Below are 15,706 nucleotides of genomic sequence, written 5' to 3' on the forward strand. Positions count from 1 at the left end.
GGACGCCGCCAGCGGATGCGCCCGGCGGATGCGCGCGGTGGCTGCACGCGCAGTGGTGAAGATGCTGTGGGAAACCGGGCGGTCCGCACTTCCCGGCCGGGTTCTGACGTACTGTCATGACAGATGGACAGCGAGCCACACTCCTTACCGACGACGCCCGCCACCCCTTCGGGGGCGACGGCAGCCGAGGACCGATCGACCGACCGTCCGGCCCACACCCCCCGGGGCGCACGGAACGGCGATCTCCCCAGCCGCCCCGGAGCTCTCCCCCCTGCTCCGGGGCGGCTCTCGCATGCCCTGGGCAGTACGTGGTTCCCGCTGGCGCTGCTCGCGGTGTTCGCGGTGGTCTCGCTCCAGGTGGCCCTGGACACCCCGCTGCTCGAACTCGACGACTGGACCCGGCGGATCACCCGGGCCGTCCGGCGCGGCCTGCACAGCACCCTGCTGAACCACCTGGGCGCCGGCCTGGCCGACCTCGGCGGACCGCTGGTCGCGATGCCGGTACTGCTCGGCGGGGCCGCCCTGGCCGCCCTGCGGGAGCGCCGGGCCGGGCGGCGGCACTGGTGGTACCCGCTGCCGGTGGCCGTGGCCGCCGGGCTGCTGGTGCCGCTGCTGGTGGTACCGGCCAAGGCGCTGTTCGCCCGGACCGGCCCGTTCGGCGTGCCGCTCGCCGCCGACCAGCTCGGCTGGTACCCGTCCGGCCACACCGCCACCGCCGCGCTCGCCTACGGCACCGCCGCCCTGCTGCTCGGCCCGACCCTGCGGCGGCGGCTGCGACACCGGCTGTACGGAGGCACCGCGCTGCTCTGCCTGGGGGTCGGTGCCGGGCTGGTGTGGAGCGACTACCACTGGCTGCTGGACGTGGTGGCCAGCTGGTGCCTGACCGGAGCGGTGCTCTGGGGGCTCTGGCGGCACGTCATCCCGTGGGCGCGGCAGCGGGGCTGACCGGTCGTCGGCCCCGGCATCGGGGGCGGGGTCGGAATCCGGGCCGGACTCCGGGCCGGCCCCCGGGGTCGGTCCCGGTTACTCCTCCTCGGGCGCGTCGTTGCGCTGCACGGTGCCCGGGACGCCGCTCTCGCGCTGCCACTCGACCACCAGCTCGTCGCGGGTGCCGAACCGCACCAGGTGGCGGCCGACCACGTCCTCCAGCTGCGGGAGGCTCTCCTCGGCGCCCTCGACCACCAGGAGCAGCGCGCCCTCCTCGGCGGTCAGCGTGGCGGTGCCGGCGCTGAAGACCAGCTCGCCCCGGCCACTCTCCTCGGACCAGTCGGCCTGGATCTTGCGGCCCATGTGGGCGGCCAGCTGCTTGCCGTAACGGGACGGGCGGTCGGTGGTGACACGGGCCTGGGAAACGGACATCTCAGTACTCCTCGTTCTTGATATTAGGTCAGCCTAAGTGAATGATGAGCCAGGCTCAAGGTATTTCCGCAGTGACACTCCGGGCCGCCCCCGGCCGCCCCGATACGCTTGGTCACCACCTACGCCCCAGGAGCCGCCCCGATGTCCGTGCCCGCCGCCGAGCCGTCCGCCACCGTGCCGTCCGCCGACGTCGCCGCGGAGCTCGCCGACGCACTGACCAGGGCGATGAAGCGGATCCGCCGGCAGACCATGGTGCGCCTGGAGCCCTACGGCATCACCCCCGGCCAGGCCCGCGCCCTGCGCACCCTGGCGCACGCCCCCGGCTGCGAGGGCCGGGAGACCATGCGGCTGAGCGAACTCGCCGAGCGCCTGCACATCGCCCCCCGCTCCACCACCACGGTGGTGGACGCCCTGGAGGAGGCCGGCCTGGTCGAGCGCACCCCCGACCCGGACGACCGCCGGGCCGTCCGGCTGGTGCTGACCGAAGCCGGGCACGGCGCGGTCGAGCGGATCGGCCTGGTCCGCCAGGAGGTCGCCCAGGAGTACTTCGGCCCGGTCAGCCGATCCGAACAGGACGCTCTGCTGCGGGCCCTGCGACAGGCCGAACTCGCCTTCGAAACCGGCCGCGCGCCGCGCGCAGCGACCCCGGACGGACCGCGGTGAGCCCGATCCCGGCCACCACCAGCAGCGCCGCCCCGGCCCCCGGCGCACTGACCCGCTCCCCCAGCAGCAGCCAGGACGAGGACATCCCGAACACCGGCACCAGCAGCGAGTACGGCGCCACCGCCGAGGCGTCGTAGCGGCCCAGCAGGAAGCTCCAGGCCATGAACCCGAACAGGGTCGAGCCCAGCCCGACGTAGAGCACCGCACCGATCCCGGCCGGGCTCAGCGCCGCGAACGCCTCCCGGGCCGCCGACGGCCCCTCGAACAGCAGCGAGAGCGCCAACAGCGGCAGCACCGGCACCGCACTCATCCAGACCATCCAGCGCAGCGCGTCCGGCGGCGCGGCCCGCTTGGTCAGCACGTTGGACAGCCCCCAGAACGCCGCCGCCAGCACCACCAGCGCGAACGCCCCGACCGGTCCGTCCAGCCCCCGGTCCACCGCCGCCAGACCGATCCCGGCGAAGGCGACCGCCAGCCCCGCGATCCGCTGCCCGGGCGGTCGCTCACCCAGCAGCACGGCGGCGAACACCGCCGTGAACACCGCCTGACCCTGCAGCACCAGCGAGGACAGCCCGGACGGCATCCCGGCGTTCATCGCGAAGAACAGCAGCCCGAACTTGGCCACCCCCAGCACCAGCCCCACCGCCACCACCCAGCGGAACGCCACCTTCGGCCGCCCGACGAAGAACACCGCCGGCACCGCCACCACGGCGAACCGCAGCGCGCCGAACAGGAAGGGCGGGAAGTGGCCCAGCCCGACGTGGATCACCACGAAGTTGACCCCCCACACGGCGGCGACCAGCACGGCGAGGGCGATGTGACGACGACTCATCTGCATGTCCGTCAGAATGACCCGGCGGGAACGTGTAGCACCAGCGACAGGTTCTACCGCTCATGCTTTAGCATCACTACACCTTCTGCCGACGGTCCCGGCCGACCGGGACCCGGCGCGGTGCCCTCCGGCCTCTGCTCTCTGCTCGACGATCTGGGAGGAAACGACCCGTGATGGACCTCGGACGGCTCCGCGCGTTGCACGCCGTCGCCGTGCACGGATCGGTCGGCGGCGCCGCCGCCGCGCTCGGCTTCACCCCCTCGGCGGTCTCCCAGCAGATCGCCAAGCTGGAGCGCGAGACCAGGACCGTCCTGCTGGAGAAGCAGGGCCGGGGCGTGGTGCTCACCGACGCCGCCCGGGCCCTCTCCGACACCGCCCGGGACGTGCTCGCGCTGGTCGAACAGGCCGAGGTCACCCTGGAGCAGCAGCGCGGCCGGGCGGTCGGCCGCCTGGTGCTGGCCGCCTTCGCCACCGCCGCGCGCGGCGTGCTGCCCGGCGCGCTCGCCGCCCTCCGGGAGGAGTGCCCCGACCTGGACGTCCGGGTCCTGGAGTCCGACCCCTACCGGGCGGCCGAACTGGTCGCCCGGGGCGAGGTCGACCTCGCCCTGGTCCAGGACTGGCCCACCGTGCCACTCCCCGTCCAGGACGGGCTCTCCCGCCTCGACCTCGGCGACGACCCGGTCGACCTGCTGCTCCCCGCCGCGCACCCGCTCGCCGCGCTCGCCGTCGTCCCGGTCCGACGGCTGCTCGGGCAGCGCTGGACCAGCGTGCCGCCCGGCAACATCTGCCACGACTGGCTGGTGCGCACCATGCGGGAGGCCGGCGAGGAGCCCGACGTGGTCTACCAGGTCGGCGAGTTCGAGACCCAGATCGCCCTGATCGGGGCCGGGCTCGGCCTCGGCCTGGTCCCCCGGCTCGGACGGGGCCCGCTGCCGCCCGGCGTGGTCGCCCGGCCCGTGGTGCCCGAGCCGAGCCGACGGGTCTTCGTGCTCTGGCGGACCAGGACCAGCCGCCGGCCCGCCGTGGTCGCGACCCTGGCCGCCGTCCGCGCCCAGTGGGACGCCACCCACTGAGGTCCGTGCCGACGCCTGGCCGATGGCCGATGTCACGGTAGTCGTCCCGGCGGACGCCGTGACCGCCGCTACTCGGCGAAGCCGATCACCAGCCACATGAACGCCACCCCGAGGACCGTACAGGCCAGCGTGGTGCGGGACGGGTGCGGGCTGTGCGCCTCCGGCAGGATGTCCGAGGTCGCCAGGTAGAGCAGGAAGCCCGCGAAGAACCCCAGGTACAGCCCGAGCGCCTGCTCCGGGATGGTGAACAGCAGCGTGATCGCCGCGCCCGTCACCGGCGCCAGCGCGTCCGCCCCCAGCAACGCCAGGGCCCGACGGCGGTCGTTCCCGTACATCCGGGTGATCGTGTAGGTGTTGAACCCGTCCGCGAAGTCGTGGGCCACCACCGCGATCGCCACCACCGTGCCCACCGTGCTGCCCGCCTGGAAGGCCGCGCCGATCGCGAAGCCGTCCATCAGACTGTGCGTCACCAGCGCACCGGCGGCGGTCAGTCCGACCCCCTGGGTGCCGCCGTGCGCGTGGCCGCCGTGGGAGTGCCCGTGGCTCGCGGAGCGCCCGTGCGTGTGCTCCGCGTACTCGGACTCGTGGCCGCGGTGGATCGCCACCGCCCGCTCCACCACGTGGATCACCAGGAACCCGGCCGCGAACATCAGCAGCGCCTGCGGCACCCCGTGCAGCTCCTGCGGCGCCGCGTGCATCGCCTCCGGCAGCAGGTCGAAGGCCACCACCCCGAGCATCAGCCCGGCCGCGAACCCCAGCACCAGGTGCCGGCGGTCCCCGACCCGCTGCGCCACCAGCCCGCCGAGCAACGTCATCAGGAACGCCCCGGCGGCCACCAGCACCGCAGTCATCGACGCCCCTCCCGCTCGTCAGCACCCGATGGGGCCGGACGGCTGCGCAGACCGCTGCCCACGGGCACAGACGCCCGGCCCGGACCGGCAGCAGTACCCCCGGCCCTGCCGGTCAGCCTCGCCGCCCGGCCGGCCCGGCGCCCGCCGGACGGTCCGTCAGGGTGACACCCCCTCAGTTCCGGACTCCCCAGCACGCCCACCCCGGCCTCCTCGCCACCACCGTCCCGAAGGCGCCCATCCTCCCAGCCCACCCGGGCACCCGGCACAGGCGCACCCCCGGCTCAACCGCTCACCCCCGCAGCCGTCACCGGCTCCGGCCCGCTCGCCGCCCCGCGCCCCCACCGCCCGCCCTGCGCCAGCGCACCCCACCCGGCCGCCCCGGGCAGCGGCGGATCCCTCGCCGCCCGCCCGCCGCCCTGGCACTCTGACCCCATGAGCAGGCACCCCGGGCCACGACGGCACCCCCGCTCCGCCGACACCACCGAAGCCGCGCTGGCCGCGCTGCTCGCCGAATGCGGACTGCTGCGCGAGCTCGCCGACTCGGCCGGGGTGCGGCTCGACGACAGCGAGCAGTCGCTCAGCGCGCTCGACCAACTGCTGCCCCGCTGGCGCGAGGACCCCGAGGTCTCCGCGCACCTCGGCAACGACGCCGGGCTCTACCTCGGGACGGTGCTGCGCCGCACCGTGCCCGGAACCCGGTGGCGCCTCGGCCCGGAGCAGCTTCCGCTGCTGGTGCTGCCCGGCGGCCGCGAACTGGACATCACGGCCCTCGGCCACGGCTGGGCCGACCGGGGGTCACCCCCGCTCGCCGCCGTCTACCTCAGCGCCACCGACGGCTGACCCCCACCCGTCGCCCATCCGCCCGGCCCCTGCCGGTGCCCCGCCCTCACTCGCACCACCACGGCACGCAACTGCCCCTTGGAACCTCGTATCAGGCCCCGGCCCCGAGCCGCTGCCCGAGCTGGGTCTGCGTCAACTCCCGGACCCCGGCCCCGTCCACCAGGTGGATCTGCGGCAACTCCGCTGCCAGGTCCAACGCCGCCTCCGCGAACCGCCCCGTGGTCAGCCGCAGACCGCGCTCCGCCCCCTCCTCCCGGACCGCCTCGGCCAGCGTCCGCAGCTCCGCAGCCGCGACCTCCGCACCACCCCGGGGCCGCGAGGCCCAGACCACCCACCGCCCGGGCAGCGCGCTGCCGTCCTCGCCCACGGCCGTCGCCACCAGCCCGACCGGACCGCGCAGCCGTACGCTCCACTCCCCCAGGCCACCCCGGGTCAGCAACTCCCGCACCAGGTGGGCGAACTCGTGCGCGGACAGGTCCTCCGCCGTGGGCACCGTCATGCCGGCCTCCGCCCCCGGCTCCACCCCGATCAGACCGTACGGATCCGGCGAGACCGCCGCCGACAACCCGCGCAGCCGCACCAGCGCCTCGTCCTGTTCGGCCTCCGCGTAGACACCCGCGTAGCCGTCCTCGTCCCCGCTCCCGAAACCGTCGGCCCCGGCGCCGTCACGGCCGTCCCCGTACCCGGTCCCGTTCGCCCGACCGTCCGTCGCACCACTCGCGGCAGGCAGCAGCCGGGTACGGGCCAACGCGTCCCGGTCCGCGTCGACGCTGACCAGGCAGAGCGGTTCTCCTGACGGCGTGTCACGGAGCCAGCCGTTCAGCACGACGCCGGACAGTATCTCGTCGGTGTCCACCGCGTCCGCCGCCTGGAGCGCGCGCAGCGCGAGCCGGGCGACCAGCCGCAGGTAGTCGTTGGCCCGGTCGGCGACCGGGCGGGGCACCGGCTCCACGGTGTCCTCGGGGGTGAGCCGGTAGCCCTCCAGCGAGGGGACCTGGGAGAGCGGCGGCAGGTCGAGGTCGAGCACCGCCGTCCTGGTGAGCGGGCGGAACACCGCCCGGCACGGCGCGGGCAGGTCCTGCGTCGCGCCCTCGGCCGCCGCCAGGGCCCGCTCCAACAGCGACTCCACGGCGGCCGGCTCGGCCAAGCGGTAGGCCCGGCGGCACTCCTCCAGGCTGTCGTTGTACTCCTGGACCGCCCGGGCCCGGGCCTGCTCCGCCGCCTCGTGGGCCCGGCGCTCGGCCGAGGCCGCGCCGTCCGCCCGGCCGGCCCGCCACTCCCGCAGCGCGCGCTGGTGCCGCAGCCGGGCCTGGGCCAACTCCCGCTGGTAGCCGGAGTCCAGCAGTGGCCGCGCCGCACCCTCGGCACCGTCCCCCGCACCACCTCCGTACCCCGCACCGCCGGGCACCGCCGGTGCGAAGTCCTCCCAACGCGGCTCCGGCCCGTCCGGGCCCGGCTCGCCCGCTCCCCCGCCCACCGGGTACGGGCGGGGGCGGTAACTGCGCAGCTGGCTCTCGAAGTCCATCGCGGAGACCGGCAGCGCGGCCCGCCGCAACAGGTCGGCCAGGTGCTCGTGCTCGGCCCGCACGGCACTCGTCCGCTGGTGGCTGAGCACGGCCGCCCGGCCGCGCGCCGCCACCTCGTCCTCGTCCTCCTCTGCCGACATCCCGGCACCGGCACCGGCACCAGCTCCGGCACCGGCCCGGGGCGGATCGCCGACCGCGCCCCGGCCGTCCTCCGCCTCCCGGCCTCCCTGCTCGGCGCCGAGATCGCGGAACAGGGAGGCCAGGAAGCCGGGTTGGAGCGTGGTGGCGGCGGAGGTGCCCTCCGGCTGACCCTCAGGTGCGTACTGCATCGGTGGTCGTACCCCCAAGCTCGTCCGGCTGCTGTTAGGCATTGTCCACCGTCCGAGCCGTCCGGAGGGGCGTGTCCCTTCCGGTGGCTGCTACTGACCCCTCGTCAGTTGGTCCTGGTGTTGGTCAGGTGCAGGCCGATGTAGCCGACGTAGATCCGGCCGCTCCCCGAGCAGTCGTCCAGGTAGTGCAGCCGGGGCGCGGTCCGGCCACCGCCGATCCGCAGGTGCGCACCCATGAACGCCCGCCGGGAGGAGTCCACGCACTCCGGCACCGGGAGCATCCGCTCGCGCTTCCACTTGGTGTGGCTCTCCACCGTCCGGGACTCACCCCGGACGGCCTTGCGCGGCGGGAAGCGGTGGCAGCCGTCGGGGGTGTGCTCGCACCACTGCTTGAAGTCGCCGTGCGCCTCGCCCCGGACGGCCGCCGCCGCGTACTCCTGGAGCGCGGTCAGCCCGTCCCAGGTCAGCCGGGCCCAGCCGGTGCCGTCGCACTGACCGTCCAGCGCGAGCGCCTCTTTCTGGTCGCCGGTGAACTCCAGCAGCGGGAACTCGTCGAAACGGCCGACCAGTTCACCGAAGCTGACCGGGCTGCCGTCCGTCGGGCGGGCGGTGCAGAGTCGGCCGGAGAGCACCTGGACCTGCGCGTTCGCCCGACGCAGGGCGGTGCGCTGCTCCTCGCCCACCGCGATCAGCAGCCGCTCCCGGCGGCGCGAGCGGTGCAGGCTGTGCCGCACCCGCTGGAGCTCGTCGGCCCGGGCCTGGCGCTCGGCGGTGTCCGCCGACCGGTGGCCCGCGCCCGCCGTCCGCTCGTGTCCGGCGACGGCCCGGGACCTGACCGGGGCCTCGGCCGGTGGCTGGTAGACCGGCACGGCCGCCAACAGGGCGGGCAGTGGCAGCTCGGCCGCGAGCCGGCCCGGCTCCCGGGCCAGCAGCGCGGCGGCCCGGCGGACGTCCTCCTCGATCCGGTGCCGCGGCAGCACCGGATGCCGGCCGCCGTCCGCCCGGGAGGCCGGATCGACCTCGGGCAGATAGGTGCGGACCGCACCGCCGTAGACCTTGTGGTACTCCAGAGCGACGTTGAACAGCGGCAGCGCCTCGTGATCCAGCAGGTAGAGCGCGGCCAGGCCGGTCAGCTGGCGGGTGAGCTGACTGCCGGTGCCCTCCAGCCAGCCGTCGGTGGTGGTGGCGGGCGGCAGGCTGGCGACCACCACGGGCAGGGTGCGCTCCGGATCGCAGAGCTCGTCGATCAGCGCCTCCACCCCGGCCGGGCGGACCACCCGGGGAGCGTCGCCGATCCGGACCGGACCGTCGGTGGCGTCCAGCAGCGGGAGCAGCGTGCGGGCCAGCTCCGGCACCGGCACCCGGCCACCGGCCCGGACCCCGGGGCCGGCCGCCAACTGCTCGGCCTCCAGCCGCACCCAGGTCGGACCGGCCGGACCGGCCGAGGCGACGGTGATGGTCACCTGGTCGGTGCCGTGCGGGGCGGGGGTGCGCAGCCGGCGGCGGACGTATCCGCCGGGGACCTCCCGCAGCTCGCCCGCGTCCCGATCCAGCAGGACCCGTTCGCCGAGCCGCAGGCGCTCGGCCGGGAGCTCGGGACTGCTCGGCGGGGGCTCGTCGCGCCCCTCCAGTTTCAGCCAGCCGGCCAGCAGTTGGTCCGCCAGGGCGGCCACCTCCGACCGGGGGCGTGCGGTGGTCAGCGTCATCCGGTACGGCGTCGGGCGGTCCAACCGGCCTGCCTGAGCACCTGGTTGGCCGGTTTGTCGGCCTGCTGATCGGCGGGTGGAGTCTGCCGGGCTGTGGTTCGGCGTCATGCGAGATACCTCCCGTGCTGCGGGGTGGTTGGGGTCTGACGTCCTCCGTCTGCGGGGTGGTCGGGCGGCGCCGCACCGACCGTCGGTGCGGTTCCTTGCTCCAGGAAACGCGGTTGCCCGGAGCAGAAGTTCCAACTCCGGGCATGGTTAATTCGTTCGAGTGTCACTCGGTTTTGGCCCGCGCCTGCCGGGCCAGACTCTCTGACTGGGCTCGCCGGCCCGCCCCGGGACTCCGTCAGGTGCCGTCCGGGCGGTGGGCCTCCGTGGTCCGCCGGGTCCGCCGGTGACGGCGCTCAGGCCTCCACCGGCACCTCGACGTAGTCCCGCCCGACCGCCTCGGCCACCGCCGAACCACCCGTCGCCTCGGCCAGCCAGACCTGAAAGTCCGTCACCCCGGGCTCCGGCACGCCCACTTCGATCCGCACCCCGTCGGCGGCGTACGCCAGGTCGCGCACCGCGTACCCGGCCGCCCGCAGGTCGTTCTCCAGCCGCCCGGCCCGGGTGTGGTCGGCCCGCACCGCGAGCAGCGCCACCGGCCGCCGCTCCAGCAGCCCGAGCGCGTCCACCGCCTCCGAGACGGCACTCCCGTACGCCCGGACCAGCCCGCCCGCGCCCAGCTTGATGCCGCCGAAGTACCTGGTCACCACGGCCACCGTGTCGGTCAGTCCGCGGCGCCGCAGCACCTCCAGCATCGGCACCCCGGCGGTGCCGCCGGGCTCGCCGTCGTCGCTGGACCGCTCCCTCGGGTGCTCACCGCCGACCACGAAGGCGGTGCAGTTGTGCCGGGCGTCCCAGTACTGCTTGCGGATGCCCGCGATGAACGCCTGAGCCTGCTCCTCGTCGGCGACCCGGGCCAGGTGGCAGATGAACCGGGACTTCTTGATCTCCAGCTCGTGCACGCCGGAGCCCCGAACGGTCAGGTAGGGCTTGGGGGTCGGCTCCGACATGGGGCGGTGGGTCTCCAGACGCGAGAAAAGCCGGCGGGGACGGACTCGTCCGTCCCCGCCAGCTTATGCGGGGCCGGCGCAGGGCCCCGCCGCGCGGCTCAGCGGCCGGCCAGTGCGTCCAGCTGCTTGCGGTCCAGGCCGGTCAGCCCGGTGACCTCGGCGAGGTCCACCGCACCGCAGTCCAGGCCGCGCAGCACGTAGCCGCTGAGTGCCCGGGCGGTGGCCGGCTCGTCCATCACGTCGCCGCCGGCCTTCGCCACGTAGGCGGCCAGCCGGGCCGAGGCGGCCTTCAGGCCCTCGCGGTAGAAGGCGTAGACCGCGACGTAGCGGGTCGGCAGGTGCGCCGGGTGCATGTCCCAGCCCTGGTAGTACGCCCGCGCCAACGACCGGCGCACGAGGCCGTGGTGGAGCTTCCAGGCCGCGTGCACCTGCTCGGTGCCGCCGGTCGGGATCACGTTGGTGGAACCGTCCGAGAGCCGCACCCCGGTGCCCGCCGCCGCGACCTGCATGACCGCCTTGGCGTGGTCGGCGACCGGGTGGTCCATGCTCTGGTAGGCGGCACTCACTCCGCAGGAGGCGCTGTAGTCGAAGGTGCCGTAGTGCAGCCCGGTGGCCCGGCCCTCGGCGGCCTCGATCATCAGCGCCACGGTGGCCCGGCCGTCCGGGCCGAGGATCGCCTGGGTGGTCTCGATCTGGATCTCGAAGCCGATCCGCCCGGCCGGCAGCCCGGCCCGCTGCTCGAAGTCCTCCAACAGCCGGACCAGCGCGGTGACCTGGGCCGGGTAGGTCACCTTCGGCAGGGTCAGCACCAGGCCGTCCGGGAGGCCGCCCTCGGCGATCAGGGTGGAGAGGAAGAGCTCCAGGGTGCGGATGCCGCGGGCCCGGACGGGCGCCTCCATGCACTTGATCCGGATCCCGACGTACGGCGGGGCGGTGCCGTCCGCCACCGAGGCGGCGACCAGCCGGGCGGTACGCACCGCCTCGGCGTCCTCCTCCGCATCCGGACGCGGACCGTAGCCGTCCTCGAAGTCGATCCGCAGGTCCTCGACCGGCTCGCGCTCCAGCTTCGCCCGGACCCGGGCGTGCACGTCGGCCAGCAGTTCGTCGTCCGCGACGCCGAGCGCCCGGGCCAGCTCGGCCGGGGTGCCGGCGTGCTCGTCGAAGGCCGCCAGGGCCTGCGCACCCCAACTGCGGACCGTGTCGGCGGCGAAGGCGTCGGCCGGGACGTAGACCGTGTGCACGGGCTGACGGCTGCCGTCGTCACCCGGGTAGCGCCGCGTCAGATCGGCGTCGACCGGAGCGAGCAACTCCTCGACGGCGGCCAGGGCGGCCTCGGAGAACTTGGCCTGCGACATGCGGAACCCTCCACGCCTTCAACAGTTTGTTGATGCGAAGGTAGTGGCGCAGCTCGCGGACCGTCAATGGCGGATCCTCCGACAGACCTCAGCCCAGACCCGCCTCCATGTAGCGTTCGTTCAACTTCGGCCAGATCTTCTCCACGTCCTTCGCGGCCACCGAACCGTCCCGCCCGGTGCCCTCCAGGCCGTACTCGGCCGTCAGGAAGTCAGCCAGCTGACGCGCATCGGGCTGGTGCTCGAACTTGTCGAGGTACCGGGTCAGCGCCTCGAAGCAGACCTCCGGGTCGAGCGGCTCGGCCGGGCCCATCGGCCGCCGCTCCGGCTCGGCCGCCGGCTCCTCGAACGGCAACTCCTCCACGTACCCGGCTGGCACTCCCTGCGGCGCCAACTGCTCCAGCCGCACCGGGCGCGGCTGGGACTGCGGCTGCGGCTGGGGTGCGGGGACCGGTGCCGGCTCCTGCGCCGCCGGGAACTGACGGGTCGTCTGCTGCGCTTCCTGGGGCCGAGCCTGAGGCCCGGCCCCCTGCGGCTGGGGCTGCGGCTCCGGCGCCCGGGGGGCCTTGAACCACGGCGACCCCTGGCCCGGCACCCGTGCCGTCTGCACCGGCTCGCTCGGCTGGGACGGCGCCCGCACCGCGCGCGCCGTCCACACGTTCAGCTCCGGCTCGGACGGCACCGGCCGCTCCTCCGCCGCGTGCGGGTCCTGGGCGTCCCGCAACCGGACCGCCGCCAGCTTCGCCAGGGTCGGCGCCGCCAGGGCCGCCGTCACCTGCGCGTCGGAGACCGTCGCCGCCACCTCGGGCTTCTCCAGCACGGGCGCCGGGTCGACCGGCTGCGCCTGCGCTTGCACCTGGGCCGGCACCGGAGCCTGAACGTGCGCCGGAGCCGAGGCCACGCCCGGCGCCGGTACCGGGCCCGGCACCGCCTGAACCCCCGTCAGCTCGCGTCCCCGGGACGGACCGTCCAACGGCGCCCCGTCCAACGGACCGTCGATCCGGTCCAGGATGCTCGGGTCCAGCGGCACCCCGTACTTGGCGAGCTTCAACGGCAGCAGCGCCTGGAACGGCGCCGACCGCCGCCAGCCCCGCCCGTACCGGAAGCGCAGCTGCGCGCGGTACACCAGTCGGTTCTGCTCCAGCCGGACGGTCTCGTCGTAGGAGCGCAACTCCCAGAGCTTCATCCGCCGCCACAGCCGGAAGGTCGGCACCGGTGACAGCACCCACCGCATCAGCCGCACCGACTCCATGTGCCGGTCGGCGGTGATCGCGGCGATCCGCCCGACCGCGTGCCGGGACGCCTCCACCACGACCACGAACAGCACCGGGATGACGGCGTGCATGGCCATCCCCAGCGGGTCACCCCAGGAGGCGGCAGCGTTGAACGCGATGGTGGCGGCCGTCAGCAACCAGGCCGTCTGCCGCAGCAGCGGGAACGGGATGCGCAACCAGGTCAGCACCAGGTCGAGGGCCAGCAGCACCACGATGCCCGCGTCCACCCCGATCGGGAAGGCGTAGGAGAAGGCACCGAAGCCCTTCTCCACCGCCAGGTCGCGCACCGCGTTGTACGAGCCGGCGAAGCCGATGCCCGAGATCAGGCATGCTCCGGCCGCGACCACACCGAGCAGGATGCGGTGGGTACGGGTGAGGGCGGGACGCGCCATTCGATGATCAACCCCTGGGACTCGGCGGCTGCCGGACTCGGCCGTTGCTGCCGGATCCTCCCGTCGAGAGGTTCGGGATCACCGTGCCGGCGACCGTCTCGGCCCACCGGATAATACTCGTACGGGCGTTCTCCCAGTGCGTCGCCCTCCGGCCTAGACCACCTCCGTGGGCGTGCCGTTGAGGTGCGCCAACACCGCCAGCACCCGCCGGTTGGCATCGTCCGCCGGCGCCAGCCCCAACTTGGTGAAGATGTTGGCGATGTGCTTCGCAACAGCACCATCACTCACCACCAGGCGACCGGCGATGGCCGAGTTCGAACACCCCTCCGCCATCAGTCCGAGCACCTCCCGCTCCCGGGGCGAGAGGCACTGCAGGGGCTGCGAACGCGACCTGCTCTCCAGCAACTTGGCGATCACGTCCGGGTCCATCGCCGTCCCGCCCGCCGCCACCCGGCGGATCGCGTCGACGAACTGGTCCGCGTTGAACACCCGGTCCTTGAGCAGGTACCCGATCCCTCCCGTGCCGTCGGCCAGCAACTCCCGCGCGTAGAGCTGCTGGACGTGCTGCGAGAGCACCAGCACCGGCAGGCCCGGAATCTCCCGGCGTGCCGCCAGCGCCGCCTGCAGTCCCTCGTCGGTGAGGGTCGGCGGCAGCCGGACGTCCACCACCGCGACGTCCGGCCGGTGCTCCAGGAGCGCCGCCAGCAACTCGGGCCCGGTCTCCACCGCCGCCGCGATGGTGAACCCGTGTGCCTCCAGTAGCCGGATCAGCCCTTCTCGAAGGAGGTAGAGGTCCTCGGCGAGGACAACGCGCACGGCAACTCCATGGTGATGGTGGTCGGGCCGCCCAGCGGACTGCTGACGGACAGGACACCGTCGAAGGTACCCAACCTCCGCTCGATGCCCCGCAGCCCACCACGTGGCTCCTTGCTCGCCCCTCCCCTGCCGTCGTCGGTGACGGTGACCCGCAGTCGGCCCGCCCGGTGCAGGATGTCCACCCAGACGTGAGTGGCCCCGGAGTGCTTGGCCGCGTTGACCAGCAGCTCGCTGACGGAGAAGTACACCGCCGCCTCCATCGGCAGCTCCGGCCGTGCCGGCAGGCTCACCGTCACCTCGACCTCCTGCGTGCTGTCCAGCGCCAGGGCGCGGACCGCGTCGCCGAGCCCGCGCTCGGCCAGGACCGGTGGGTAGATGCCCTTCACCAGATCGCGTAGCTCCTGGAGCGCCTTGGCCGACGACTCCCGGGTCTCCGCGAGCAACTGCCGGGCGGCGTCCGGGTCGGTGTCCAGCAAGTGCTCGATCGTCCCGAGCGTCAGGCCGATCGACACCAGCCTGGCCTGCGCACCGTCGTGCAGATCCCGCTCGATCCGCCGCAGCTCGGCCGCCTGGCTTCCCACCGCGTCGGCCCGGGTCTCGGTCAACTCCGCGACCCGGCGGGTCAGTTGGATGTTCGAGGCCCGGCCGTTCGGGTCCAGGATCCGGCGCGCCAGGTCGGCGTGCATCCGCAGCGCGGGCGGAAGCAGCAGCACGGCAGCGAGGACCATCACACCGGCCAGCAACAGCGAGATGACGAACGATCCGAGCCCACCCGACACCGCCCCGTAGGTCCGGTGGTCGGCGAAGCTGGTCAGCCCGAAGACCGCACCACCGATCCCGAGCCCCACCAGCGGCCCCAGCAGCACCACCACCGCCACCGGATTGACGAGCAGCCAGACCATCTCGGCCCGCGTCGCCGGATCCCGCAGCGACCAGTGGACGACCTGGGCCACCCTCGCCACCCCACGGCCCCGGTGGTACGAGTACCCCGTCCACCAGTAGCCGCGCTCGTCCACCTCCAGCGCCGGCCGCGCCGTGTACTCCACCGGCACCGTCACTCCGCACCAGCGCTCGATGTGCGTACGCGTCCACCCCGCGTTCAACCGCACCGCGGGCGAGGCCATCACCACGGCCGCCGCCACCGCCGCCACGAAGCCGACAAGCACCCCGAGGTCCGTGTACCCCGTGAACGCCATGACCAGCCGGCCCGCCAGCAGCGCCCCGAGCAACGGCACCACGACACCCGGAGCAGCTGCCGCCACAACGGCCGCGCACCATCTGAACGATCCGAACCCGGAACGGAACGCTCCCATGGCGGAGACGTGCAGTGGGGACACCGGATTGGGCGGACTGACTGTGGTCACCTGACGACTCCTGGGACGCGACGAACTCGACTTACGGTCCTCAGTGTTGCCCGCGAAGCCGGACTCGCGCACTGGTCATCCCTCCCCGGTTCGGGGTGGTGCTAGGTCCACCTCTGCGTACCGTGGGACCGGTTATTCGGGCCCGGAAATGCAGAAAGCCCCCGCCGGTTACCCGGCGAGGGCTTTCTTGAATGATTGTTCGGCGGCGTCCTACTCTCCCACAGGGTCCCCCCTGCAGTACCATCGGCGCTGTGAGGCTTAGCTTCCGGGTTCG

Annotated in this window: 14 protein-coding genes and 1 rRNA gene; 4 read left to right on the forward strand and 11 right to left on the reverse strand. The window is 74.0% G+C overall.

Annotated elements, in window-relative coordinates:
• Positions 1-123 precede the first annotated feature (123 nt).
• Complete coding sequence (locus tag ACIRBX_RS38235; protein WP_402305093.1) at positions 124-945, forward strand: phosphatase PAP2 family protein; 822 nt, start codon at positions 124-126, stop codon at positions 943-945.
• A gap of 78 nt (positions 946-1,023) precedes the next feature.
• Here ACIRBX_RS38235 and ACIRBX_RS38240 read toward each other — a convergent pair whose 3' ends face one another.
• A complete protein-coding gene (locus ACIRBX_RS38240) occupies positions 1,024-1,359 on the reverse strand; it encodes a DUF2218 domain-containing protein (RefSeq protein ID WP_402305095.1) in 336 nt (111 codons plus the stop codon).
• A gap of 141 nt (positions 1,360-1,500) precedes the next feature.
• Here ACIRBX_RS38240 and ACIRBX_RS38245 point away from each other — a divergent pair, with 141 nt between their 5' ends.
• A complete protein-coding gene (locus ACIRBX_RS38245; RefSeq protein WP_402305097.1) occupies positions 1,501-2,022 on the forward strand; it encodes a MarR family winged helix-turn-helix transcriptional regulator in 522 nt (173 codons plus the stop codon).
• Here the strand turns inward: ACIRBX_RS38245 and ACIRBX_RS38250 are convergent.
• On the reverse strand, positions 1,916-2,854 hold the full coding sequence (locus ACIRBX_RS38250; RefSeq protein ID WP_402305100.1) for an EamA family transporter: 939 nt from the start codon (positions 2,852-2,854) through the stop codon (positions 1,916-1,918). The two genes, ACIRBX_RS38245 and ACIRBX_RS38250, sit on opposite strands and share 107 nt — an antisense overlap.
• Before the next feature lie 170 nt (positions 2,855-3,024).
• Here ACIRBX_RS38250 and ACIRBX_RS38255 point away from each other — a divergent pair, with 170 nt between their 5' ends.
• A complete protein-coding gene (locus ACIRBX_RS38255; protein ID WP_402305101.1) occupies positions 3,025-3,927 on the forward strand; it encodes a LysR family transcriptional regulator in 903 nt (300 codons plus the stop codon).
• 68 nt (positions 3,928-3,995) lie between these two features.
• Here ACIRBX_RS38255 and ACIRBX_RS38260 read toward each other — a convergent pair whose 3' ends face one another.
• A complete protein-coding gene (locus ACIRBX_RS38260) occupies positions 3,996-4,778 on the reverse strand; it encodes a ZIP family metal transporter (protein WP_402305103.1) in 783 nt (260 codons plus the stop codon).
• 432 nt (positions 4,779-5,210) lie between these two features.
• On the opposite strand from ACIRBX_RS38260, the gene ACIRBX_RS38265 reads away from it, so the two are divergent.
• Positions 5,211-5,618: a DUF6278 family protein gene (locus ACIRBX_RS38265; RefSeq protein ID WP_402305105.1), complete on the forward strand. Its 408-nt coding sequence runs from the start codon at positions 5,211-5,213 to the stop codon at positions 5,616-5,618.
• 91 nt (positions 5,619-5,709) lie between these two features.
• Here the strand turns inward: ACIRBX_RS38265 and ACIRBX_RS38270 are convergent, their stop codons facing one another.
• The 8 genes from ACIRBX_RS38270 to rrf all read right to left on the reverse strand — a co-directional run.
• Entirely contained in the window at positions 5,710-7,473 is a 1,764-nt protein-coding gene (locus ACIRBX_RS38270; protein ID WP_402305107.1) for a restriction endonuclease, read from the reverse strand.
• A gap of 104 nt (positions 7,474-7,577) precedes the next feature.
• A complete protein-coding gene (locus ACIRBX_RS38275) occupies positions 7,578-9,179 on the reverse strand; it encodes a hypothetical protein (protein ID WP_402305109.1) in 1,602 nt (533 codons plus the stop codon).
• A 401-nt stretch (positions 9,180-9,580) separates the two neighbouring features.
• Positions 9,581-10,234 carry a YigZ family protein gene (locus ACIRBX_RS38280; protein ID WP_402305111.1) on the reverse strand — a complete coding sequence of 218 codons (654 nt, stop codon included), beginning with the start codon at positions 10,232-10,234 and terminating at the stop codon, positions 9,581-9,583.
• Positions 10,235-10,332: 98 nt separating this feature from the next.
• Positions 10,333-11,589 (reverse strand): DUF6986 family protein, encoded by a 1,257-nt coding sequence (locus ACIRBX_RS38285; protein ID WP_402305114.1) that lies wholly within the window; start codon positions 11,587-11,589, stop codon positions 10,333-10,335.
• Positions 11,590-11,677: 88 nt separating this feature from the next.
• Positions 11,678-13,252, reverse strand: coding sequence for a DUF2637 domain-containing protein (locus tag ACIRBX_RS38290; protein WP_402305116.1), 1,575 nt, complete (start codon positions 13,250-13,252; stop codon positions 11,678-11,680).
• Positions 13,253-13,405: 153 nt separating this feature from the next.
• Complete coding sequence (locus ACIRBX_RS38295; protein ID WP_402305118.1) at positions 13,406-14,068, reverse strand: LuxR C-terminal-related transcriptional regulator; 663 nt, start codon at positions 14,066-14,068, stop codon at positions 13,406-13,408.
• Positions 14,020-15,330: a sensor histidine kinase gene (locus ACIRBX_RS38300; RefSeq protein ID WP_402305120.1), complete on the reverse strand. Its 1,311-nt coding sequence runs from the start codon at positions 15,328-15,330 to the stop codon at positions 14,020-14,022. The genes ACIRBX_RS38295 and ACIRBX_RS38300 overlap by 49 nt, the downstream gene beginning before the upstream one ends.
• A 299-nt stretch (positions 15,331-15,629) precedes the next feature.
• Positions 15,630-15,706, reverse strand: a 5S ribosomal RNA gene (gene rrf, locus ACIRBX_RS38305); the annotation flags it as partial.

It is taken from the genome of Kitasatospora sp. NPDC096147 (assembly GCF_044763225.1).
Taxonomy (GTDB): Bacteria; Actinomycetota; Actinomycetes; order Streptomycetales; family Streptomycetaceae; genus Kitasatospora.